The following is a 23,734-nucleotide window of genomic DNA, read 5'->3' on the forward strand; positions in this document are numbered from 1 at the left end:
CCATGTGAAAAGAGAATAACGTTAAAGTGTGGTGTCTGAATGAATTTGTCAATTGCAGCATTAGAAAACATGAAATTAAAAGAGTTATACGAGCTTGCGAAAGAATTTAAAATTTCGTATTATAGCAAATTAACGAAAAAAGAGTTAATCTTCGCCATTTTAAAAGCTCGAGCAGAAAAAGAAGGTTTCTTCTTCATGGAAGGCGTATTAGAAATTATTCAATCAGAAGGATTTGGATTCTTACGTCCTATCAACTACTCTCCAAGCTCAGAAGATATTTATATCTCAGCTTCGCAAATTCGTCGTTTCGATTTACGTAATGGAGATAAGGTTTCTGGTAAAGTACGACCTCCGAAAGAAAATGAACGCTACTTTGGATTATTACAAGTTGAAGCTGTAAACGGAGATGATCCAGAGTCAGCAAAAGAGCGTGTGCATTTCCCTGCATTAACACCATTATACCCAGATCGCCAAATGAAATTGGAAACGGAACCGAAAAAGTTACCGACACGCATCATGGATTTAATTGCACCAGTTGGATTTGGACAACGTGGTTTAATTGTCGCGCCTCCAAAGGCTGGTAAAACTAGTCTATTAAAAGAAATCGCACACAGTGTTACAACAAATCATCCGGAAGCTGAATTAATTGTCCTTCTAATTGATGAGCGTCCAGAGGAAGTAACAGATATTGAACGTTCTGTTAAAGGAGATGTTGTAAGCTCTACTTTTGATGAAGTACCAGAAAATCATATTAAAGTAGCGGAACTTGTGTTAGAACGTGCAATGCGTCTTGTAGAGCACAAAAAAGATGTTATCATTTTAATGGATAGTATTACCCGTTTAGCGCGAGCTTACAACCTTGTTATTCCGCCAAGTGGTAGAACATTATCGGGTGGTATCGACCCAGCTGCCTTCCATAGACCGAAGCGTTTCTTTGGAGCTGCACGTAATATTGAAGAAGGCGGTAGCTTAACAATTTTAGCAACAGCGCTTGTTGATACAGGATCTCGTATGGACGATGTAATTTACGAAGAATTTAAAGGAACTGGAAATATGGAACTTCACTTAGATCGTTCATTAGCTGAGCGTCGTATCTTCCCGGCAATTGATATTCGCCGTTCTGGTACACGTAAAGAGGATCTATTAATTCCGAAAGAACATTTAGACAAGCTATGGGGTATTCGTAAAACAATGCGTGATACACCAGACTTTGTTGAAGGTTTCTTACGTAAACTTCGTCAAACAAAGACAAATGAAGAATTTTTACAAAACATTGTTGCAGATTCGAAAAGATATGTAACAACGAAGTAAAGGGAAAAGATTGGGACTCGCTTATTTTATGGTAAGCGAGTTTTTTATGTTTTTTAGGTGATCTTAAAGAGAGATGAGTGGAAGGGCATTAGTTAGTTCTAGTTGGATGAGTTGCCTCCACTTTAAGATAATACCCAGCTCCAGCGGCTAGAATCTCCGGTCATTTCACTCTCTCGCTCGAAGCAAAAAGCGCTTCAAGGTCGAGAGTTCTAAATAGCCTTCGATTCTGAGCGAGCCGCTTCTACTTTTAAAATTAAAAAGACAAAAACAGGTAGTTGCAAAATGAAGTTAGCCTTGTTATAATTTCATCATATGTGTTTCATCAATATAGTTGTGTATGCAGCTGAAGATGAAAAACTCTGTTTCGAAAATGATTCAGGGCGGAAGGAGATGAAAAGAATGAAAGCAGGAATTCACCCAGATTACAAGAAAGTTGTATTCATGGACACAAACACAGGCTTCAAATTCTTAAGCGGATCTACTAGAGGATCTAACGAAACTGTTGAGTGGGAAGATGGTAACACTTATCCATTACTAAAAGTTGAGATCAGTTCTGATTCTCACCCATTCTACACTGGACGTCAGAAGTTTGCTACTGCAGACGGACGCGTTGACCGCTTCAATAAGAAATACGGTCTTAAGTAATAAAAACATAAAACAGGCAAGTGTATCTATTCGCTTGTCTGTTTTTTTTGCGAAAATATTATACCTTTACCCTACTTTTAATTAAAAAGTAGATGAAAGGAGAGCTTCATGTACTTAATAAATCAGAACGGTTGGATTGAAGTGATTTGCGGTAGTATGTTTTCTGGTAAATCAGAAGAGCTTATCCGCCGTGTGCGTCGTACGCAATTTGCGAAACAACATGCAATTGTATTTAAACCATGTATTGATAATCGCTATAGTGAAGAAGACGTTGTATCACATAACGGATTAAAGGTAAAAGCAGTTCCTGTTTCAGCTTCAAAAGATATATTTGAACATATCACTGAAGAAATGGATGTAATTGCAATCGATGAGGTGCAATTCTTTGATGGGGACATTGTGGAAGTGGTGCAAGTATTGGCAAATCGTGGCTATCGTGTCATTGTAGCTGGTTTAGACCAAGATTTCCGTGGTCTACCATTTGGACAAGTTCCTCAGCTGATGGCGATTGCTGAACATGTAACAAAACTACAAGCAGTATGTTCTGCATGTGGATCTCCGGCAAGTCGTACACAACGATTAATTGATGGAGAACCAGCGGCATTTGATGATCCGATTATTTTAGTTGGTGCTTCAGAATCGTATGAACCACGCTGTCGTCATTGTCATGCAGTTCCTACAAACAAAGATAAGTAAAACTCGCTGCGCAAGGCGGGTTTTTTTCAGAATAGAGAGTGTGAGTGGTGTGAGCCACTTGCGCTTTAAGTTGTGATATCTAGCTCCAGCGGCTAGAATCTCCAGCCATTTTACTCTCTCGCTTGAAGCAAAAAGCGCTTCAAGGTTGAGAGTTCCAATGGCCTACAATTCTGAGCAAGCCGCTTACGCTTTTAAATATAATTTGCGTTTTTTTGAGTAAGTACCATATACTATTTGTATTAGATACTAGGATGTAGAGGTGAATGATGTGTTAGATCGTTTGCAAGCTGTAGAAAATCGTTATGAGAAGTTAAATGAATTGCTAAGCGACCCAGCAATTATTAGTGATTCAAATAAGCTTCGTGAATATTCAAAGGAACAGTCTGATATACAGGAAACGGTAGAGGTGTATCGTGAGTATAAGGATGTTCGTGAGCAATTAAAAGATGCGAAAACAATGTTAGAAGATAAGTTAGACGCAGAAATGCGTGAAATGGTAAAAGAAGAGGTTTCTGAGTTAGAATCACAAGAAAAAACATTATCAGAGCGTCTGAAAATTTTACTTGTACCAAAAGACCCTAACGATGATAAGAACGTTATCGTTGAGGTTCGTGGAGCTGCTGGTGGCGACGAGGCCGCTTTATTTGCTGGTGACTTATACCGTATGTATAGCCGTTACGCTGAGGTGCAAGGTTGGAAAACGGAGATTATCGAGGCTAGCTATACAGAGTTAGGTGGATATAAAGAGATTATCTTTATGATTAACGGTAAAGGTGCTTTCGCGAAGCTGAAATTCGAGAATGGCGCTCACCGTGTACAACGTGTTCCTGAAACGGAATCTGGTGGACGTATCCATACATCTACAGCAACTGTAGCTGTATTACCAGAGGCAGAAGAAGTAGAAATTGATATTCATGAGAAAGATGTTCGTGTTGATACATTCGCTTCTAGTGGACCTGGTGGACAGAGCGTTAATACAACGATGTCAGCGGTACGTTTAACGCATTTACCGACTGGTGTAGTTGTATCATGTCAGGATGAGAAATCACAAATTAAGAATAAAGAAAAAGCGATGAAAGTATTACGCGCACGTGTTTATGATAAGTTTAGACAAGAAGCACAAGCTGAGTATGATCAAAACCGTAAACAAGCTGTTGGTACGGGTGATCGTTCAGAGCGTATTCGTACGTATAACTTCCCGCAAAACCGTGTTACAGACCATCGAATCGGTTTAACGATTCAAAAGTTAGATCAAATCTTACAAGGTAAGTTAGATGATTTCATCAATGCCTTAGTAATGGAAGATCAGGCTCAAAGGATGGAGGCAGCTGAGTAATGCGTGTCTATGAAGCCCTGAAATGGGCTTCTTCTTTTTTACAGGAGAATGGACGAGATGAAAATGCGGGAGAAATTGTCCTTTGTCATGTATTAAAGACGAATAGAACAGGAATATTGATGAACATGCGTGAAGAAATAACTGCGGAACAAGAAAAAAGTTTTACAGAGTTTATCCACAAGCATGTAGAAGGTATTCCTATTCAATATATGATTGGTCATGAAATGTTTTATGGAAGATCGTTTTTTGTGAATGAAGAAGTATTAATACCAAGACCAGAAACAGAAGAGCTTATAGTAGGAGTGTTAGAAAGAATCGAGCGTCATTTTGGTGATGAGAAACTACATGTAGCAGATATCGGTACAGGTAGTGGAGCGATTTCGATTACGCTTGCTTTGGAAAATAAAAATCTTCATGTGTATACGGTAGATATTGCGCAGGAGTCGATTGAAGTTGCAAAAGAAAATGCGAAAATTTTGGGCGCAGAAGTAACATTCTATCATGGTGATTTATTATCACCATTTTATGAAACGGGTCAAAAGTTAGATGTTGTTGTTTCAAATCCTCCATATATACCGGAAGAAGATTGGCGTGGTCTTTCTCCCGTGGTGAAAGAGCATGAGCCAAAGAGAGCGCTTGTTGGTGGTGAAGACGGACTAGATTTCTATCGCCGCTTTATGGAAGAGTTGCCAAATGTGTTGCAGAAGAAAGCAATTGTCGCATTTGAAATTGGAGTAGGGCAAGGTGAGGACGTGAAAGGGCTGTTACAACAAGCATTTCCACATGCTCATGTTGAGGTTGTTTTTGATATTAATGGAAAAGATCGCATGGTATTTGCGGAGATGGAGTAAGGTTTACACCTTACTCTATTTTTTTGTGGAAAAATTCATATAGATTTTGAATTTAATAGTTTAGAAAGATGAAAGTCTGTCCACACTGTTTGTAGAAGGGACGGTGGAGGAAATGAAAAAACAAGTTATTGCTTATCTTCTTCTATTATTAATTGGTGCACAGTTACTTGTGCAGTTTGGATATATGAAAGCTGATGCGAAAGGGCCTTCAGTTATTCCGAAAGAGGCCGTTCGATTACGGATTTTAGCAAATAGTGATTCAGATAAAGACCAGGCGTTAAAGCGTAAAGTGCGTGATGAAGTAAAAGCACAAATTGATGGATGGGTAGCTGATTTAACTTCATTTGAAGAGGCACGCAAGGTCATTCAAAGTCATATTCCAGAAATCGAAAAAACAGTAGCAAATACGTTGAAAAAAGAAGGAAGTAAAGATTCATTTCAAGTGAAATTCAGTAAAAATGTAAAGTTTCCTACAAAGGTATATGGGAATTTTATTTATCCGGCAGGGGAATATGAAGCAGTTTTAATTACAATTGGGGAAGGTGAAGGGGCAAACTGGTGGTGTGTACTATTTCCGCCGATGTGTTTCTTAGATTTTTCAAGTGGTACAGCTGTAAGGAAAGAAGAACATGTTGTGAAGGCTGAATCTCCTGAAGGGGAGCAAGTGAAACAAATAGATGATGAAGAAGTAGTAAATGCAGAAGAGAAAAAAGGAGATGAGGTGAAGGAAAAGAAAGTTGTAAAGCAGGAAGTCGCAAAAAAAGTAACAGCTTCTGAAAAGAAAGTAGTAAAAAATGAAACGAAAGTAGAAGAACAACCTGTAAGTAAAGAGGAAACAAAAACTGTGGAAAAAGTGGAGAAACCTGTGGAACAAAAACAAGAAAAGCGAAATGAGTATGTAAAAGTAGAGGAGGAAGAAGAAAAGCCGGAAGTTAAGTTATTTATTGTAGAAGCTTTTACATCTTTATTCTCTAAATAGTACTATTTGTAAATCCCTTCTCATATATAAAAAAGAGGAGGGATTTATTATGAAGAAGGTATATTTTGCGACGAAGGCAGATGTGGAAAGATTGCATTCTTTTTTCGGACAAGCTAATAAAAAAGATGATAAAATAAATGAGTTGTACGCGCAGTTTATGATTTTGGAAGAGGCGGAAGAAATACGGGCAGTCATTGGATATGAACAAAGTGAAGAAAACGCACTGATTCGTTCTTGTTTATTCACACCTAATGTGGATAAACAGACTTTCTTATATTTTTTTGAAATGTTTTTGCAGTATATGAAAGAAAAAAATATTCGACAATTGTACTTACTAACAAATCATCCACAATCTATAACGATCTTTCAGTTTTTTGACTTTGTTACGATAGAGAAAGAGAACGTACCAGAGGGAATTCGACAGTTAGAACACTTTTGTAAAAATATAAAAGAGCCAAATGCAATAATACTAAATTGTCAGCTATTCACAAAGTTATCCACGGATTAATTAGGTTTATCCACATTTTGTGGATAAACCTTGTTTGTCTTTTGGATAAATCTCATAGTAAACTAAAAATAGACAAGTATTTCAGGGTAGAAAAGGACGTGGGAAAAAATGCATACAAATATGTGGATTGTGGATAATGTTGTGGAAAGAAAAAAATATTATCCACAGTTACAAGAAGCAGCAAAATTATTAAGGGAAAATGAGGCGATTGCCTTCCCTACAGAAACGGTATATGGACTAGGTGCAAACGCGATGAATGATGAAGCGATTGCGAAAATTTTTGAGGCGAAAGGAAGACCGAGTGATAATCCACTTATTGTCCACATCGGTACAAAATCGCAGTTAGATGGGATTGTGAAGGAAATTCCGCCAGTTGCAGAAAAGTTAATGGAGCATTTTTGGCCGGGCCCTTTAACAATTATTTTACCTAGAAAAGAAGGAATTTCAGAGAAGGTAACGGCAGGACTTAATACGGTTGGAGTAAGAATGCCTGATCATCCAGTAGCTCTTGCTCTTATTGAAGAGGCAAATGTACCTGTTGCAGCACCTAGTGCAAATCGTTCAGGTCGTCCAAGTCCGACGTTAGCATCTCACGTATATGAAGATTTAAATGAGAAAATCGCAGGTATTGTAGATGGTGGTGCAACCGGAGTAGGTGTTGAATCGACTGTAATTGATTGTACGAGCGCTGTTCCAACGATATTACGCCCAGGTGGGATTACGAAAGAACAATTAGAATCGGTAATCGGCACGGTTTCTTTAGATCCGGCTTTAAAGGATGAGAAGGAAAAACCGAAATCACCTGGAATGAAATATACACATTATGCACCGAAAGCGCCGCTAAGTATTGTTGAAGGTTCACGTGAATTTATTCAACGCCTTGTGGATGAGAAGAAGGAAGAAGGATTCAAAGTCGGTGTATTAACGACAGAAGAGTATCAGCACGTATATAACGCGGATGTTGTATTGTCTTGTGGTGTTCGAAGCGATTTAGCTAGCGTTGCGACTAAATTATATGATGTACTTAGAACGTTTGATGCAAGTGAAGTGGATGTTATTTTTAGTGAATCATTCCCGAATGAAGGAATAGGGAATGCTATTATGAATCGATTAACAAAAGCGGCAGGACATCAAATTATTACCGAATGATAAGGTACGATTAGCAAACAGAATATTTCTCCTCGGATAAGCATATTTTGAAGTAGCACGTCCGAGGAGGGACATGAATGACGTTTGAACAGCTAATACCTTTAATAATTATGGCATTCGCCTTAGGGATGGATGCGTTCTCGGTAAGTCTTGGGATGGGAATGATGACCTTAAAGATAAGACAAATCCTGTATATCGGTGTGACGATAGGGATATTTCATATTATCATGCCATTTATAGGGATGGTATTAGGTCGTTTTTTATCAGAACAGTATGGAGACATTGCACATTTTGCAGGTGCTATTTTATTAATCGGATTAGGATTTTATATTGTATATTCATCTATCTTGGAGAATGAAGAGACTCGAACGGCCCCTATTGGAATTAGTTTATTCGTATTTGCATTTGGGGTTAGTATAGACAGTTTTTCAGTAGGTCTTAGTCTTGGTATTTATGGGGCGCAGACAATTATTACGATATTACTTTTTGGATTTGTTAGTATGTTATTAGCGTGGAGTGGTCTATTCATTGGGAGACATGCGAAAGATATGCTCGGTACATACGGTGAGATAGTAGGTGGTATCATTTTGGTTGGATTTGGATTATATCTCCTTTTTCCTATATAATTTTAGGGGGAGGGCGTTATGAACAAGTTATTGGAATGGTATATTCGATTTGTAACTTTTTTTCCGAGATGGTTACGACTGCTTATTATTTGGGGGATTATTTTACAAATTTCAGTTTTAGGTTGGATTAAATTAATTCGCGAATGATAGGATAGTTCCTTTCTGTGCATAGTTTTGTTTGTACTATACTGATTGCGCTAAAAAATTACAATATAGAAAGGATGAGATGGATGACGAGGTTGAAGCAAGTTTTTGGTGTTATTATTAGTTTTTTTGTTTTTTGGTTTAGTATGCTCGGTGTACAAATGTTTGCTGAGTTTTTAGATATTGAGTCATTGAAGTTTGTTGCGGGGAAAACGGAGGCAGCGCGTGCTTTTTATTCTCCATACCCGTTTTTAATTGTTTTTCTTATTACATTGCTTTCCCTTTACTTCTTCGTAATTAAGCTTGGGAAACCGAAAAAAGAGAAAGTACCTACTTTAGAGGAGCAGAAAGAAGAGATATAAGGGGGATACTATGTCTAACATTTCTTTGGCAGAAGCTGTAAAATTAAAAAGTGTATTATCGAAAAGAATACATGAATTAGAAGAAGAGATGAACCAAATTGGATTTGTTGAAATTGAAAAAGGTGATACACTTCCAAAACAGACGCGTACATTGGTACAAGTTGAACAGGAACTAGATGAAGTTCGCGCTGATTTTCGTCTTTTAGATAAATTAATGTATGAAGCAAATATCCGAAATGAAGTGAATTTCAACGGAGAGAATATAACGATTGTTGAAGCGATAGAACTTGCAACGCAGTTACGTGCAAAAGCTCGAAAGTGTAAAGAGTTTGGCGTGAGTAAGAAAGAAGAACATGTATATTCTTACGGTGAAACATCATCGCTTGTAAAAGTAGCCATGTTTGATCCAGAAGTATATCGTGTAAAAGGTTTAGAGTTAGAGAGACAAGCTAATAGGTTATCTAACTTAATTAATGCGAAAAACTATGCCATTGAACTAGACTTTGATGGTGAAAAATACTTTTAAACCTTGAAGTGGTGAGACTCTGCTTCAAGGCATAGAAGAAGACCACTTTTGTAAAAATGAGATTTGTGATGGCCAAAGGACAACCAATCATCCAATAACCGATCACACTGTTACTTTTTACCGATGACCAATAATGGTAAAAGAGGTCGATGACCAATACTGAAAAATTATTTTTCTTCTTCTATGAAAGGGGTGTACCAAATTAATTTGGTACACCTTTTTATATTATTGTTACTTCCATTCTGAGGGGACGCTTCCTATCCAGTTCCAGTGGCCAGATCTTCGCATCTAAGAACCTTAACTGGTCAGAGCTGAACGAGTCGCCTCCACTTTTAGCTATTATCCAGCTCCAGCGGCTAGAATCTCCGGCCATTTCACTCTCTCGCTCGAAGCAAAAAGCGCTTCAAGGTCGAGAGTTCCAATGTCCTGCGATTCTGAGCGAGCCGCTTCCGCTTTTAAACTGGCCTCACTAATTCAAATTGTTCTCCTAGTTTTGCGTAGTTGTGTCCTGCTAGGCGGCTTACTGGTTTTAGTCCTTCTGCATGAATGCGTCCATTTTCGTATAGGTGGTCTGCGACGTGGAAACGAACGACGCGTCCGATTAGTAAATCGCAAGCCGGTGAGTCTTCTGTTCCGCCGAGAGGGATTGCGCGTTCTAGTACGCATTCCATTCGAATATTTGCTTCTTTTACACCTGGAACGGAGATGACATCACTTTCAATTGGTGTTAATTTTGCTAGTTCAATTTCACTTTCATTTGGAGGGAGATTAGCTGCTGTTTCGTTAATTGCCGCTACGTATGATTCATCAGAGATATGTACGACAAATTCCCCTTTTTCAATTGCGTTTCGGGAAGTGTCCTTTCTTTCTCCAGCTTTTCGTTGTACAGAAACTGAAATAAGTGGTGGATTTGCAGCAACGATGTTGAAGTAACTATATGGTGCGCCGTTTAATACGCCGTCTTTTGTTACAGAAGTAACAAATGCGACAGGGCGTGGGATGATACTTCCCGTTAATAATTTGTAATTCTCTTTTTCCGATTGTTCATTTGGATTAATGGATAACATGATTGAAATCCCCTTTCTAAATATGACGACTTATTGTTTGTTTACAAGATGTTAGTGGAAAACTCCTGCTGAAAATAATATTTTTATTACATAAAAAGAACTTACTTCAACCACAATGAAGTAAGTTCCACCTAAATAATCTCGAATTCAAGATAAAAATTATAGTAAAACGTATGCGCCAGGACCGATTAAAGCTACACCGATAGCAACAGCGATTAACATTAAGTTATATTCATATCCATTTTGAGTTACCCAGTAACCGTTTTTTCCATGAACAGTGAATATCGCCATTAACATTGTTCCAACGATAAATAATGAACCGATTGCAGTGAAAATACCTGATGCGAATAAGAAACCACCTAATAATTCAGTTGCGCCAGCCATAAATGCCATAAATACACCAGGGCGTAAACCGATTGATTCCATCCAGCCACCTGTTCCTTTTAAACCGTAACCGCCGAACCAACCAAATAATTTTTGAGCACCATGACCCATGAATGTAATACCTATAATAAGACGAATAATAAGAAGACCGAAATCCATCATTTTTGAAAACCTCCTAAAAGTTATTAACTTATCTTACGTAAGTAATAATAAAATAGTTACTTACTTTAGTCAAGTGAATTTCGAAAAAAGTTTGAAAAAAATTTTACAAATTAACAACAAAAAATAAAATGTAGTAAAGACCTCTAGACAAGTTGGGTAAAAAAAGAGAAAATATAAGTAGAAGTTAACTTCTTATTGTTATTCAGACAATCAGAATTGACTGGAATTTTGTGAGACGCTACAATAAGAGTCTAGTAGTAATGACGTAATTTATTTCGAAAGCGTTTTTACAGTATAATATTCGAAGTATGAGGTCTTACGTTTATTCTGATCTTTAATAGAGATTGCCCTATAAACTTTTAGGTAAATTATAAGGAGGACTATCCTATGTTTAAAAAATTATTCGGTCTTGGTTCAAAAACAAATGAAGAAACAATCGTAGCTCCATTAACTGGAGCAGTGAAAAATATTGAAGAAGTACCAGATCCAGTATTCGCTGGTCGTATGATGGGTGACGGTGTTGCAATCGATCCTACTGAAGGTGTAGTTGTATCTCCAGTTGATGGCGAAATCGTACAATTATTCCACACGAAACATGCAATTGGAATTAAAGCGAAAAACGGTACAGAAATTTTAATCCACGTTGGATTAGAAACTGTAAAAATGGAAGGTGAAGGTTTCGAAGCTCACGTTTCTGAAGGACAAGCTGTAAAAGCTGGAGATAAATTAATCTCATTCGACTTAGAATTAATTCGTGAAAAAGCGAAAAGCACAATTACTCCAATCGTTATTACAAACACAGATGCAGCTGAGTCTATTAAGACAACTGTAGGTGTAACTGCTACAAAAGGTTCAACAGAAGTAATGAAAGTTACAATGAAATAATTATCACATGAAAGGAATCCGTTTCGTATGAAATGGATTCCTTATTTTGTTTTGTAGTCTGTTCCTTATATATGGTAAAATACTTTGGGCACTTGGAAATAGGGTTTCACATATATGTGGATAAGGCGCATTTTTCTTAGAAAAAATATAAGAGAAATGCGCCTTTCGTATATTCACATTTCTTTTGTTCTATTGTAATGTACGCTATGATAAAAGGAAGGAAATAGAGAAAAGGGGTGGGTTTAGATGAAACGAGTATTATTTGTTTGCACTGGAAATACATGCCGTAGTCCGATGGCTGAGGCGTTACTGCGCCATTATGGAGAAGGTAAGTTTGAAGTGCAATCTGCTGGTGTTTTCGCCTATCCTGGAAGTGATGCGTCGGTACATGCAAAAGAAGCTTTAGCTGAAAAGGGAATTGCAATCGATCATGCTTCACAGCAGGTAAACGAAGCCTTAATTGATTGGGCAGATATTATAGTAACAATGACGGAAAACCATAAGGAAATTATCCTTGGGCATTATCCGAGTGTTGAAGGGAAAGTAGATACATTATATGGACTAACTGAGGGGATGAGTAAGGATATTTCAGATCCATTCGGCGGATCTCTCTCTATTTATAAAGAAACATTAGAAGAGATGGAAAAACTTGTACAAACTTTACTGAAAAAACATTCAGAAGGTTGATGTTTCGTGTATAATACGATATTGGAGATCACTTCGTCCCATTAAAGGATTAAGTGAGAATGAAGATAATGGATTGAAACTTTGGAGGGGTAAAAATGAAAGTAGTAGTAGCATCTGATCACGGCGGTATGAATATCCGTAAAGAACTTGTAAGTTTATTAGAAGAGTTAAATATTGAATATATTGATTTAGGTTGTGAATGTGAAGCTGGTTCTGTTGATTACCCTGATTTTGCGTTTCCAGCAGCGGAAATGGTAGCAAATGGCGAAGTAGATCGTGGTATTTTAGTTTGTGGGACAGGCATCGGTATGTCAATTGCTGCAAACAAAGTAAATGGTATTCGTTGTGCGTTAGTTCATGATACTTTCAGTGCGAGAGCAACGAGAGAGCATAACGATACAAACATGTTAGCAATGGGCGAGCGTGTAATTGGTGCTGGTCTAGCACGTGACATCGCAAAAATTTGGTTAACAACTGAATTTGAAGGCGGCCGTCACGAAAACCGCGTAGGAAAAATTAAAACATACGAAGCAAAGTAATAGATTCTAACTAGAAGCAGTAGGAAATATAATTTGGTGAACCAACCTGTGAAAGGAAGAGGCGTAATGACAGAAATCGTAAAGGTAAGAGAACAGCTACAAATTTCGCTTTCTGATTTCCAAGAACAAGCTTCATTACAAAGTGGTCAAATTTTTGTAGTGGGGTGTAGTACGAGCGAAGTGCTAGGAGAAAGAATTGGGACATCAGGAACGATGGAAGTAGCAGAGGCGATTTTTTCTGAGTTAAAACAATTTCAAGAACAAACAGGTATTGAGTTGGCGTTTCAATGTTGTGAGCATTTAAACCGTGCTGTAGTAGTTGAGAAAGAGTTGGCGATGAAATATCAATTTGAAATTGTAACAGTTACGCCTGTTAGATCAGCAGGTGGTGCATTAGCAACATATGCTTATCACAATTTGAAAGATCCGGTAGTAATTGAGTTTATTAAAGCAGATGCGGGAATGGATATTGGTGATACATTTATCGGTATGCATTTAAAGCACGTAGCTGTTCCGGTTCGTACTAGTGTGAAGGAAATTGGAAGTGCACATGTAACGATGGCAACAACACGTGGAAAGCTAATTGGTGGAGCACGTGCTGTTTATGCGGCGAAGGAAGAGACTATCACTTGCCGTTAAAGTTATGAATAAGGTATGTTGTCTGACTTTATTATAGAAGAAAGAAAAGACCGATTTTCGGTCTTTTTTTTCTTTTATGATATAGAAAGTCATGTTAGAATGTAGTTGAAAACATGAAGGTTCGAAAGAATTACAACCTGAATTTTCGTTTTTTCTGAATAAATAAGAAAAAACTGTTGGGAATCGATGTAATTCGTTCAGAAAAGGGGGATTTTGGTGGATCATTTAAAACGTCAAGATGAAAAGGTATTTGCTGCAATTGAGGCAGAACTAGGAAGACAGCGTTCGAAGATTGAGTTAATTGCTTCGGAAAACTTCGTAAGTGAAGCAGTAATGGAGGCGCAAGGTTCTGTTTTAACGAATAAGTATGCTGAAGGATATCCTGGGAAACGTTACTATGGTGGTTGTGAACATGTAGACGTAGTAGAAGATATCGCACGTGATCGCGTAAAAGAAATTTTCGGCGCAGAGCACGTAAATGTTCAACCGCATTCTGGTGCACAAGCGAACATGGCAGTATACTTCACGATTTTAGAGCAAGGCGATACAGTACTTGGTATGAATTTATCTCATGGTGGTCACTTAACACACGGAAGCCCTGTTAACTTCAGTGGAGTACAATATAATTTCGTAGAATATGGCGTGGATGCTGAATCTCACCGTATTAATTACGATGATGTATTAGCAAAAGCGAAAGAACATAAACCAAAATTAATCGTTGCAGGTGCAAGTGCGTACCCTCGTGTTATCGATTTCAAACGATTCCGTGAGATTGCAGATGAAGTGGGCGCATACTTAATGGTTGATATGGCACATATCGCAGGTTTAGTAGCGGCTGGTTTACATCCAAATCCAGTGCCACATGCACATTTCGTTACAACAACAACACATAAAACATTACGTGGTCCACGTGGTGGTATGATTTTATGTGAAGAGCAATTTGCAAAACAAATTGATAAATCAATCTTCCCTGGTATTCAAGGTGGTCCACTTATGCACGTAATCGCTGCAAAAGCTGTTGCGTTTGGTGAGGCACTTCAAGATGATTTCAAAACATATGCACAAAATATCATTAACAATGCGAACCGCTTAGCTGAAGGTCTTCAAAAAGAAGGACTTACACTTGTTTCTGGTGGAACAGACAATCACTTAATCCTAATTGATGTTCGTAACCTAGAAATCACAGGTAAAGTAGCAGAGCACGTATTGGACGAAGTTGGTATTACAGTGAACAAAAATACAATTCCATTTGAAACAGCAAGCCCATTTGTAACAAGTGGTGTACGTATCGGTACAGCAGCTGTAACATCTCGTGGTTTCGGTTTAGAAGAAATGGATGAAATTGCGTCACTTATTGCTTACACATTAAAAAATCATGAAAATGAAGCTGCATTAGAAGAAGCGCGTAAGCGTGTAGAAGCGTTAACGAGCAAATTCCCAATGTACACAGATCTATAATAGATTGAAGAAGGCTGCTGAGACGTAATTGTTTTAGCAGTCTTTTTTGTGGACATATATTGTTCTTTAAGTATGTATACAAATGATGAATAAATTTTGGCGATATAATGAAGGATACAGCTCCCATAATTGGTAAAGATACTAGATAGATTCATCGGAAATCATGACTTTTCCAAATTTGCCCTTGAATATTAGTAGCGTTTTCTTTACAATCGTAAATAGTGTAAAAAAGCGTGCAAACGCATGAATATCATCTAAAGGAGAGATTCACATGGGAAAACTGTATGTATTTGATCACCCGTTAATTCAACATAAGATTACATATATTCGCGACAAGAATACAGGTACGAAAGATTTTCGTGAATTAGTGGACGAAGTAGCAAGCTTAATGGCTTTTGAAATTACTCGCGACCTTCCACTTAAAGACATTGAAATTGAGACGCCTGTAAGCAAAGCGACAACAAAAGTGATCGCTGGTAAAAAACTTGGTTTAATTCCGATTTTACGTGCAGGTTTAGGAATGGTTGATGGAATTCTGAAATTAATTCCAGCAGCAAAAGTAGGACACGTTGGCTTATACCGCGACCCTAAAACATTGCAACCGGTAGAATACTATGTGAAACTTCCAACGGATGTAGAAGAGCGTGACTTTATCGTACTAGATCCGATGCTAGCAACAGGTGGTTCTGCAGCTGAAGCAATTAACTCTCTGAAAAAGCGCGGCGCAAAACAAATTAAATTAATGTGTATCGTTGCAGCTCCAGAAGGAGTAAAAGTAGTACAAGAAGAACATCCTGATGTTGATATTTATGTAGCAGCATTAGATGAGAAATTAAATGACCACGGATATGTAGTACCAGGTCTTGGTGATGCTGGTGACCGTTTATTCGGAACGAAGTAAGACAACTGACGAGCAGGGGGATTCCTCAGCTCGTCTTTTTTTGATGTAAGCAAGTAGGGGGAGGGGAGAGGATAAATATACATAGTATATACAACATAAGTTGCATACACATCACATATAATATAGAAGTCTTACGTCTAAAGAGCACTATATTATGGAAGGAAAGCGTTATATCGTAAAAATATAATAGTGACAAACTTGTGAACATTTCCTTCTATTATAAAGAGAAAACTGTTAGAAATTGCATATCTCTAACCAGTATTTAGAAGGGGAACGTTTTCATTTTTGGGAGGAAATGACTAATACTCAAATTTTTTGATTTTTTACGATTTCTCGTTGACACTGTTAATACCCTATTGTATGCTAACAACGGGGATAGATGGTAGGGCTTTCAGTGACAAAAATACATCTATTCCGTGACGAAAATGTAAACTTTTTATTTTGTATAGGATTTATGCAAAAAAATGAGTTATTATTAACACATCGTGAATGAGGGTTACATATTGGAGGGATGAATCCTTGCAAAAAAACGATCGCAGCCATATAAAAGCTTATGCTTTAATGTCAGGTATTCTTGCTCAGTTAGTCGGTTCTATTCTTGTTGGAATCTTTGGTGGGCAGTGGATTGATAATAAGGTTGGAACGTTTCCATTGTTTCTTATTATAGGGTTATTACTCGGATTAGGAACAGGGGTATACGCAATGATTCGACTCATTCGACATTACTATTCGGGAGAGCAATGATGATAGACGTACATGGACTTGTCCAAAGACAAAAGAAATATATGTACTACTTGCTTGCGCTTCTAGTGCTAGGATGGGGATTCACCTCTTACAAGGATGTATTTCTTGGACTGATTATCGGGACGATTTTCAGTTTTCTTAGTTTGCGCATCATTGCACGTAGAACAGACAAGCTGTTGGATCGCGTGACAAATGGAGAAAACGTGAAGTTTAAGGCGACAGCGGTAAGTACATATTCAAGATTCGCCACGATTGGGTTATTAATTTTATTTGCAGCCAAATATCAAGAGTTAATTGCGATGTGGGGCTTAGGTGTAGGATTGCTGACAGGATACCTTGTCATGATCATAGATTTTCTTTATTTAGAGTATAAGAGCAGGGAAGAGAGGTGAATTACTAGTGGAACACGGTAAATTAGTTGAATTTCTAGGTTTAACGTTCGATTTGTCATCAGTTATGATGGTTACTGTAGCAGCAGTTATTGTTTTCTTAATCGCTGTTATCGGAACTCGCAGCTTAGCCCTTCGCCCAACAGGAATGCAAAACTTCATGGAATGGGTGTTTGACTTCGTGAAAGGGATTATCAATAGTACGATGGACTGGAAAACAGGTGGACGTTTCTTAACGCTTGGCGTTACGCTTATCATGTTTATCATCGTATCGAACTTCCTTGGTTTACCATTCATGTATTCAGCAACTGAAGCTGGTGAACATATTGCATGGTGGAGATCACCAACGTCTGATCCAGCAGTTACATTAACATTAGCCGTGATGGTAGTTACCCTCACCCATTATTATGGAATTAAGATGAAGGGTACGAAAGAATACGTAAAAGGTTATTTCCAACCTATGAAATTCTTATTCCCATTAAAGGTTATTGAGGAGTTTGCTAACACATTAACGTTAGGTCTTCGTTTATTTGGTAACATTTATGCAGGTGAGATCTTATTAGGATTACTTGCTAAGTTGGGCGGAGCATCATTCCTTGGAGCATTAGGTGCACTTGTACCGATGTTAGCATGGATGGGATTCAGTGTATTCGTTGGATCAATCCAAGCATTTATTTTCGTTATGTTAACGATGGTTTATATGGCTCATAAAGTAAGTCATGACCATTAATATAATTTAAGTAAGAAAAAATTTATTTTTTTATAATACAAAGGAGGACAAATTAAATGAGTTTAGGTGTAATCGCAGCTGCAATTGCAATTGGTTTATCAGCATTAGGTGCAGGTATTGGTAACGGTCTTATCGTATCACGTACAATCGAAGGTGTTGCTCGTCAACCAGAATTAAAAGGCGCACTTCAAACAATTATGTTCATCGGGGTTGCTTTAGTTGAGGCACTTCCAATCATCGGTGTAGTTATTGCATTCATCGTAATGAACAAATAAGGGAGACTCCCCTTACATAGATGGCGAAGAGTGTTTTTCCGAACTTTCTTCGCCATTGCTTTATGAACGAAACGTATGTCTTTTTTTTTCATATGATCAATTTAGATATTTTGAAGGGAGTGAATCCTTGTGCCAACTTTATTATTAGGGGCTGCCATTCCATTTGGAACGATTGCTTATACATTGTTCATTTTCTTACTTCTATTAGTAATGCTACGCAAATTCGCGTGGGGTCCTTTAATGGGGATTATGAAAGAACGTGAAGAGCATGTTACTAATGAAATCGACGCTGCAGAAAGAAGTAACGCTGAAGCGAAGAAGTTAGTAGAAGAACAACGTGAAATGTTAAAACAATCACGTGTTGAAGCACAAGAGTTAATCGAAAGAGCGAAAAAACAAGCTGTAGATCAAAAAGATGCTATTGTTGCTGCTGCGAAAGAAGAAGCAGAATCAATTAAAGCATCTGCTGTACAAGAAATTCAACGCGAAAAAGAGCAAGCGATTGCTGCTTTACAAGAACAAGTTGCTTCTTTATCTGTTCAAATTGCTTCTAAAGTAATTGAAAAAGAATTAAAAGAAGAAGATCAAGTGAAGTTAATTCGCGATTATATTAAAGAAGTAGGAGAAGCGCGATGAGCAATGGGATTGTAGCAAAACGTTATGCTGTCGCTCTTTTTAAAATTGCTAAAGAAAAACACGTATTAGAAATGTTTGAAGAGGAATTACGCCTTGTACAAAACGTTTATGTAAAGAACGGAGAACTACATAGCTTTTTAACGCAACCGAACATTTCAAAGGAACAAAAGAAAACGTTTCTTGCAAACGTATTCGGGTCTGTTTCTGAATCTATTTTAAATACGTTATATATTTTAATTGATAACAAGCGCATTGATATCTTACCTGAAATTGCAGATGAATATGTTGTTCTTGCTAATGAAGAACGTAACGTAGCAGACGCAACTGTATATTCTACTCGTCTTCTATCAGAAGAAGAGAAGCTTAACATTGCAGAAGCATTTGCAAAGAGAACAGGAAAAGATGCAATTCGTGTAAAAAATGTTGTAGATGAAGATTTACTAGGCGGCATTAAAGTACGTATTGGAAATCGCATTTATGACGGAAGTTTACAAGGAAAATTAGCACGTATTCAGCGTGAATTAATGAAGAATAGATAGGGGTGAAGCACATGAGCATCAGAGCTGAAGAAATTAGCGCACTGATAAAGCAACAAATCGAGAACTATCAGTCTGAAATCGAAGTTAGTGATGTTGGTACAGTTATCCAAGTTGGTGACGGTATCGCGCGTGCTCATGGTCTTGATAACGTTATGGCTGGTGAACTTGTAGAGTTCTCTAACGGCGTTATGGGACTAGCACAAAATTTAGAGGAAAACAACGTAGGTATTATCATTTTAGGACCTTACACAGAAATCCGTGAAGGTGACGAAGTTCGTCGTACTGGTCGCATCATGCAAGTACCAGTAGGAAAAGAACTAATTGGTCGTGTTGTAAACCCATTAGGTCAACCAGTTGATGGTTTAGGCCCAATCAATACAACAAACACTCGTCCAATCGAAAGTCCAGCACCAGGTGTAATGGATCGTAAATCTGTTCATGAGCCACTTCAAACAGGTATTAAAGCGATCGACGCTCTTGTACCAATTGGCCGTGGTCAACGTGAGTTAATCATCGGTGACCGTCAAACAGGTAAAACAGCAGTTGCACTAGATACAATCATTAACCAAAAAGATGAAGATATGATTTGTATTTATGTAGCTATCGGACAAAAAGAATCAACTGTACGTAACGTAGTAGAAACACTACGTAAGCATGGTGCATTAGAGTACACAATCGTTGTAACTGCATCTGCTTCTCAACCAGCTCCATTATTATACCTAGCTCCTTACGCTGGTGTAACAATGGGTGAAGAGTTCATGTACAATGGTAAACACGTATTAGTAGTATATGATGACTTATCAAAACAAGCAGCAGCTTACCGTGAGCTGTCATTACTATTACGTCGTCCTCCAGGTCGTGAAGCTTACCCAGGGGATGTATTCTACTTACATTCTCGCTTATTAGAGCGTGCAGCAAAATTAAGTGATGCAAAAGGCGGCGGTTCTTTAACTGCATTACCTTTCATCGAAACACAAGCAGGGGACGTATCAGCTTACATCCCAACAAACGTAATCTCGATTACGGATGGACAAATCTTCTTACAATCTGACCTATTCTTCTCTGGCGTACGTCCAGCGATCGATGCGGGTACTTCTGTATCTCGTGTAGGTGGATCTGCTCAGATTAAAGCAATGAGTAAAGTATCAGGTACACTTCGTCTTGACCTTGCATCTTACCGTGAGTTAGAAGCGTTCGCTCAGTTCGGTTCTGACCTAGATAAAGCAACTCAAGCGAAACTAAACCGTGGTGCTCGTACTGTTGAGGTATTAAAACAAGGATTACACAAACCGTTACGTGTAGAGAAACAAGTTATCATTCTTTACGCTTTAACACGTGGATTCCTAGATGATATCCCAGTAGTAGATATCACTCGTTTCGAAGAAGAATTCCATGCTTGGTTAGATTCTAATGCGACTGACTTATTAGAAGAAATCCGCACAACTAAGAAACTTGCGGATGATGACAAATTTGCAGCAGCAATTAATGGATTTAAAAAAGTATTCGTAGCTTCTGAATAATAATAAAAAGTGAAGCCGACTGTTCAGCCCCATCGGCTAAGGTTCTTTCTCACAGAAGGTGCTTTTTACCTTCTTGTGGGGAAGGTTCTTAGACGAAAGGGGCTAGGAGGCGGAACTAGATTAATAAAAGCGGAAGCGGCTCGTCCTGAATGTGAGGGGGATGGAGCTTCTGACGAAGAGGCGGTCTTTGCCTCGTAGGAAGAAGTGAAGCCACCGAGCATTCAAGCCGCTGGAGCTAGATAATATAAAGGCATCTCGGGCTTTGGGATTGCCGACGGTTGTGAAAGGAAAAGAGTAGGTGCACCTATTCTTTTCCTTCAATCATGAGCAAGAATATCTTGCAACGTAGATTAGGAAGAGGATTCTTACTAATCGTGCCAACTTCCGGAAAAAAGGTGGTGAAAACCTGTGGCATCTTTACGCGATATAAAAGCGAAGATTAACTCGACAAAGAAAACGAGTCAAATTACGAAAGCGATGGAGATGGTATCTGCATCTAAGTTAAACCGTGCAGAGCAAAATGCTAAATCTTTCGTTCCGTATATGGAAAAGATTCAAGAAGTAGTAGCGAGCATTGCGCAAGGAAGTAAAGGAATTAATCATCCAATGCTAAATGCGCGTCCTGTAAAGCGTACAGGATACATCGTTATTACATCTGATCGCGGACTAGCAGGTGGTTATAACAGTAACGTATTACGTACAGTAAGTAACGTAATTCGTGAACGTCATAATATGGATTCAAACCAATATTCAATTATTGTGCTTGGACGACTAGGACGTGATTATTTAAAACGTCGCGGCTTTAACATCATTGATGAAGTAGTTGGATTATCTGATCACCCATCATTCACTGATATTAAAGACCTTGCTTCTCGAGCAATTGCGATGTTCGCAGATGGTGCTTATGATGAGCTGTATATTTACTACAACCATTACGTAAGTAAAATTTCACAAGAAGTAACGGAAAATAAAATTTTACCGCTTACTGATGTGGCGTCTGATAAACCGACGACAGCTTATGAATTCGAACCTTCTGAAGAAGAAATTTTAAAAGTACTATTGCCACAATACGCAGAAAGCTTAGTGTACGGTGCATTACTAGACGGTAAAGCAAGTGAGCACGCAGCGCGTATGACAGCAATGAAGAGTGCTACAGACAACGCAATGGAAGTTATCGATTCACTTACACTTTCATTCAACCGTGCGCGTCAGGCAGCGATTACGCAAGAAATTACGGAAATCGTTGGTGGAGCAGCAGCGTTAGAGTAGTAATAAAAAGTGGAAGCGGCTCGTCCAGAACAGGAGGGCATTGGAGCTCCTGACAAAGAGGCGCTTTTTGCCTCGTAGGAAGGCGCGAAATGACCGACTGTTCTAGCCGCTGGAACTAGATTCAATAAAAAGCGTAGGTGGCTTGTCCAGAAGGGGAGGGCATTGGAACTCCTGACAAAGAGGCGTTCTTTGCCTCGTAGGAAGGAGTGAAATGGCCGACCCTTCTAGCCACCGGAGCTCGATTTAATAAAAAGCGGAAGCGGCTCATTCAAAAGAGCCGCGTAAGCTTATAAACCAATAAAAAATTAAAAGCTAGCTGCTCGTAGAAAGTTGGCTAATTAAAAGAAAGCTAGGAGGGAACCCGATGAATAAAGGGCGCGTTACGCAAATCATGGGTCCGGTTGTAGACGTTAAGTTTGATGGCGGAAAGCTACCAGAAATCTACAACGCCCTTACGGTAAAACAGAGCAACGAAAACGGTGAACTTAACTTAACATTTGAAGTTGCACTTCATTTAGGTGATGATACAGTTCGTACAGTTGCGATGTCTTCCACAGATGGACTTGTTCGTGGCACAGAAGTAGAAGATACTGGTAAAGCAATCTCTGTACCAGTTGGTGATGCAACACTTGGTCGCGTATTTAACGTATTAGGTGATGCTATTGACTTAGATGGTGAGGTTCCTGCGGATGTACGCCGTGATCCAATTCACCGTCAAGCACCTGCATTCGAAGAATTATCTACTAAAGTAGAAATTCTTGAAACTGGTATTAAAGTAGTAGACTTACTTGCTCCTTACATTAAGGGTGGTAAGATCGGTCTATTCGGTGGTGCCGGTGTAGGTAAAACAGTATTAATTCAGGAGTTAATCAACAACATCGCACAAGAGCACGGTGGTATCTCTGTATTCGCTGGTGTAGGTGAGCGTACTCGTGAGGGTAATGACTTATACCACGAAATGAGCGATTCTGGCGTAATTAAGAAAACTGCGATGGTATTCGGACAAATGAACGAGCCACCTGGAGCACGTCAACGTGTTGCATTAACAGGCTTAACAATGGCTGAATACTTCCGTGATGAGCAAGGACAAGACGTACTTCTGTTCATCGATAATATCTTCCGTTTCACGCAAGCAGGTTCTGAAGTATCTGCCCTTCTTGGTCGTATGCCATCTGCGGTAGGTTACCAACCAACACTTGCAACAGAAATGGGTCAATTACAAGAGCGTATTACATCTACAAATAAAGGGTCTATCACGTCTATCCAAGCGGTATATGTACCAGCCGATGACTATACTGACCCAGCACCAGCTACAACGTTCGCTCACTTAGATGCAACAACAAACTTAGAGCGTCGTTTAACACAAATGGGTATTTACCCAGCCGTAGATCCATTAGCATCTACATCTCGTGCACTTTCTCCAGAAATCGTAGGAGAAGAGCATTATGAAGTGGCTCGTCAAGTACAGCAAACTTTACAACGTTACAAAGAGCTTCAAGATATCATCGCTATCTTAGGTATGGATGAGTTATCTGAAGAAGATAAGTTAGTTGTACATCGTGCTCGTCGTATTCAATTCTTCTTATCTCAAAACTTCCACGTAGCGGAGCAGTTTACAGGTCAAAAAGGTTCTTACGTACCTGTAAAAGACACAGTTCGTGGTTTCAAAGAAATTCTAGAAGGAAAATATGATGACCTTCCAGAAGATGCATTCCGCTTAGTTGGTGGCATTGAAGAAGTTATTGAAAACGCGAAGAAAATGATGGCGTAAGGCCTT

The 23,734-nt window shown here is 38.6% G+C and carries 30 protein-coding genes; 28 read left to right on the forward strand and 2 right to left on the reverse strand.

Annotated elements, in window-relative coordinates; translation table 11 throughout:
• The first annotated feature begins 39 nt into the window (after window positions 1–39).
• The 12 genes from rho to PDQ68_RS21185 all read left to right on the forward strand — a co-directional run bounded on the left by rho (window position 40) and on the right by PDQ68_RS21185 (window position 9,133).
• Complete coding sequence (gene rho, locus PDQ68_RS21130) at window positions 40–1,311, forward strand: transcription termination factor Rho (RefSeq protein WP_001053898.1); 1,272 nt, start codon at window positions 40–42, stop codon at window positions 1,309–1,311.
• 399 nt (window positions 1,312–1,710) lie between these two features.
• On the forward strand, window positions 1,711–1,956 hold the full coding sequence (locus tag PDQ68_RS21135) for a type B 50S ribosomal protein L31 (RefSeq protein WP_000643437.1): 246 nt from the start codon (window positions 1,711–1,713) through the stop codon (window positions 1,954–1,956).
• Between the two features lie 108 nt (window positions 1,957–2,064).
• Window positions 2,065–2,652 (forward strand): thymidine kinase, encoded by a 588-nt coding sequence (locus PDQ68_RS21140; protein WP_000280862.1) that lies wholly within the window; start codon window positions 2,065–2,067, stop codon window positions 2,650–2,652.
• 268 nt (window positions 2,653–2,920) lie between these two features.
• Window positions 2,921–3,988 (forward strand): peptide chain release factor 1, encoded by a 1,068-nt coding sequence (gene prfA / locus PDQ68_RS21145; protein ID WP_061184257.1) that lies wholly within the window; start codon window positions 2,921–2,923, stop codon window positions 3,986–3,988.
• Entirely contained in the window at window positions 3,988–4,839 is an 852-nt protein-coding gene (prmC, locus tag PDQ68_RS21150; RefSeq protein WP_061184181.1) for a peptide chain release factor N(5)-glutamine methyltransferase, read from the forward strand. Before prfA ends, prmC begins: the two co-directional genes overlap by 1 nt.
• A 112-nt stretch (window positions 4,840–4,951) precedes the next feature.
• Window positions 4,952–5,818 (forward strand): stage II sporulation protein R, encoded by an 867-nt coding sequence (gene spoIIR, locus PDQ68_RS21155; protein ID WP_061184258.1) that lies wholly within the window; start codon window positions 4,952–4,954, stop codon window positions 5,816–5,818.
• A gap of 49 nt (window positions 5,819–5,867) precedes the next feature.
• Entirely contained in the window at window positions 5,868–6,326 is a 459-nt protein-coding gene (locus PDQ68_RS21160) for a GNAT family N-acetyltransferase (protein WP_000758435.1), read from the forward strand.
• Between the two features lie 108 nt (window positions 6,327–6,434).
• Window positions 6,435–7,475 carry an L-threonylcarbamoyladenylate synthase gene (locus PDQ68_RS21165; protein WP_061184182.1) on the forward strand — a complete coding sequence of 347 codons (1,041 nt, stop codon included), beginning with the start codon at window positions 6,435–6,437 and terminating at the stop codon, window positions 7,473–7,475.
• Between the two features lie 77 nt (window positions 7,476–7,552).
• On the forward strand, window positions 7,553–8,101 hold the full coding sequence (locus PDQ68_RS21170; protein WP_061184183.1) for a manganese efflux pump MntP: 549 nt from the start codon (window positions 7,553–7,555) through the stop codon (window positions 8,099–8,101).
• A gap of 18 nt (window positions 8,102–8,119) precedes the next feature.
• Window positions 8,120–8,248 (forward strand): hypothetical protein, encoded by a 129-nt coding sequence (locus tag PDQ68_RS21175; protein ID WP_001037627.1) that lies wholly within the window; start codon window positions 8,120–8,122, stop codon window positions 8,246–8,248.
• Window positions 8,249–8,331: 83 nt separating this feature from the next.
• Window positions 8,332–8,607 (forward strand): DUF3935 domain-containing protein, encoded by a 276-nt coding sequence (locus tag PDQ68_RS21180; RefSeq protein ID WP_000197488.1) that lies wholly within the window; start codon window positions 8,332–8,334, stop codon window positions 8,605–8,607.
• A gap of 10 nt (window positions 8,608–8,617) precedes the next feature.
• Window positions 8,618–9,133, forward strand: a complete 516-nt coding sequence (locus tag PDQ68_RS21185; RefSeq protein ID WP_000065590.1) for a hypothetical protein — start codon at window positions 8,618–8,620, stop codon at window positions 9,131–9,133.
• Between the two features lie 455 nt (window positions 9,134–9,588).
• Here the strand turns inward: PDQ68_RS21185 and PDQ68_RS21190 are convergent, their stop codons facing one another.
• Window positions 9,589–10,200: a flavin reductase family protein gene (locus PDQ68_RS21190; RefSeq protein ID WP_014893403.1), complete on the reverse strand. Its 612-nt coding sequence runs from the start codon at window positions 10,198–10,200 to the stop codon at window positions 9,589–9,591.
• 159 nt (window positions 10,201–10,359) lie between these two features.
• Window positions 10,360–10,746 (reverse strand): DoxX family protein, encoded by a 387-nt coding sequence (locus tag PDQ68_RS21195; protein ID WP_000968618.1) that lies wholly within the window; start codon window positions 10,744–10,746, stop codon window positions 10,360–10,362.
• Between the two features lie 387 nt (window positions 10,747–11,133).
• On the opposite strand from PDQ68_RS21195, the gene PDQ68_RS21200 reads away from it, so the two are divergent.
• The 16 genes from PDQ68_RS21200 to atpD all read left to right on the forward strand — a co-directional run bounded on the left by PDQ68_RS21200 (window position 11,134) and on the right by atpD (window position 23,728).
• Window positions 11,134–11,631: a PTS sugar transporter subunit IIA gene (locus tag PDQ68_RS21200; RefSeq protein WP_000473666.1), complete on the forward strand. Its 498-nt coding sequence runs from the start codon at window positions 11,134–11,136 to the stop codon at window positions 11,629–11,631.
• A gap of 246 nt (window positions 11,632–11,877) precedes the next feature.
• Entirely contained in the window at window positions 11,878–12,318 is a 441-nt protein-coding gene (locus PDQ68_RS21205; RefSeq protein ID WP_000832382.1) for a low molecular weight protein arginine phosphatase, read from the forward strand.
• Window positions 12,319–12,413: 95 nt separating this feature from the next.
• A complete protein-coding gene (gene rpiB, locus PDQ68_RS21210; protein WP_000869919.1) occupies window positions 12,414–12,857 on the forward strand; it encodes a ribose 5-phosphate isomerase B in 444 nt (147 codons plus the stop codon).
• Between the two features lie 66 nt (window positions 12,858–12,923).
• Window positions 12,924–13,496, forward strand: coding sequence for a TIGR01440 family protein (locus tag PDQ68_RS21215; protein WP_029141237.1), 573 nt, complete (start codon window positions 12,924–12,926; stop codon window positions 13,494–13,496).
• 216 nt (window positions 13,497–13,712) lie between these two features.
• Window positions 13,713–14,954 (forward strand): serine hydroxymethyltransferase, encoded by a 1,242-nt coding sequence (gene glyA / locus PDQ68_RS21220; protein ID WP_000349818.1) that lies wholly within the window; start codon window positions 13,713–13,715, stop codon window positions 14,952–14,954.
• Window positions 14,955–15,225: 271 nt separating this feature from the next.
• The gene (gene upp / locus PDQ68_RS21225) at window positions 15,226–15,855 is read left to right on the forward strand and encodes a uracil phosphoribosyltransferase (protein WP_000517539.1); all 630 of its coding nucleotides are present in this window, start codon (window positions 15,226–15,228) and stop codon (window positions 15,853–15,855) included.
• A gap of 379 nt (window positions 15,856–16,234) precedes the next feature.
• Entirely contained in the window at window positions 16,235–16,348 is a 114-nt protein-coding gene (locus PDQ68_RS21230) for a DUF4024 domain-containing protein (RefSeq protein ID WP_000232961.1), read from the forward strand.
• Window positions 16,349–16,374: 26 nt separating this feature from the next.
• Window positions 16,375–16,599: an AtpZ/AtpI family protein gene (locus PDQ68_RS21235; protein ID WP_001171223.1), complete on the forward strand. Its 225-nt coding sequence runs from the start codon at window positions 16,375–16,377 to the stop codon at window positions 16,597–16,599.
• Window positions 16,599–16,991 carry an ATP synthase subunit I gene (locus PDQ68_RS21240; protein ID WP_000567600.1) on the forward strand — a complete coding sequence of 131 codons (393 nt, stop codon included), beginning with the start codon at window positions 16,599–16,601 and terminating at the stop codon, window positions 16,989–16,991. The genes PDQ68_RS21235 and PDQ68_RS21240 overlap by 1 nt, the downstream gene beginning before the upstream one ends.
• A gap of 7 nt (window positions 16,992–16,998) precedes the next feature.
• On the forward strand, window positions 16,999–17,718 hold the full coding sequence (gene atpB / locus PDQ68_RS21245) for a F0F1 ATP synthase subunit A (RefSeq protein ID WP_000399870.1): 720 nt from the start codon (window positions 16,999–17,001) through the stop codon (window positions 17,716–17,718).
• Window positions 17,719–17,774: 56 nt separating this feature from the next.
• On the forward strand, window positions 17,775–17,993 hold the full coding sequence (atpE, locus tag PDQ68_RS21250) for a F0F1 ATP synthase subunit C (RefSeq protein WP_000052064.1): 219 nt from the start codon (window positions 17,775–17,777) through the stop codon (window positions 17,991–17,993).
• Between the two features lie 129 nt (window positions 17,994–18,122).
• Complete coding sequence (gene atpF / locus PDQ68_RS21255; protein WP_001142617.1) at window positions 18,123–18,629, forward strand: F0F1 ATP synthase subunit B; 507 nt, start codon at window positions 18,123–18,125, stop codon at window positions 18,627–18,629.
• The gene (gene atpH, locus PDQ68_RS21260; RefSeq protein ID WP_000064683.1) at window positions 18,626–19,168 is read left to right on the forward strand and encodes a F0F1 ATP synthase subunit delta; all 543 of its coding nucleotides are present in this window, start codon (window positions 18,626–18,628) and stop codon (window positions 19,166–19,168) included. The genes atpF and atpH overlap by 4 nt, the downstream gene beginning before the upstream one ends.
• Before the next feature lie 11 nt (window positions 19,169–19,179).
• Entirely contained in the window at window positions 19,180–20,688 is a 1,509-nt protein-coding gene (gene atpA / locus PDQ68_RS21265) for a F0F1 ATP synthase subunit alpha (protein ID WP_000027518.1), read from the forward strand.
• A 408-nt stretch (window positions 20,689–21,096) separates the two neighbouring features.
• A complete protein-coding gene (gene atpG, locus PDQ68_RS21270; RefSeq protein ID WP_000157696.1) occupies window positions 21,097–21,957 on the forward strand; it encodes a F0F1 ATP synthase subunit gamma in 861 nt (286 codons plus the stop codon).
• 364 nt (window positions 21,958–22,321) lie between these two features.
• Window positions 22,322–23,728 (forward strand): F0F1 ATP synthase subunit beta, encoded by a 1,407-nt coding sequence (atpD, locus tag PDQ68_RS21275; RefSeq protein ID WP_001032591.1) that lies wholly within the window; start codon window positions 22,322–22,324, stop codon window positions 23,726–23,728.
• Window positions 23,729–23,734: the final 6 nt, after the last annotated feature.

This window comes from Bacillus cereus group sp. Bc010 (genome assembly GCF_027716745.1).
GTDB lineage: Bacteria > Bacillota > Bacilli > Bacillales > Bacillaceae_G > Bacillus_A > Bacillus_A pacificus.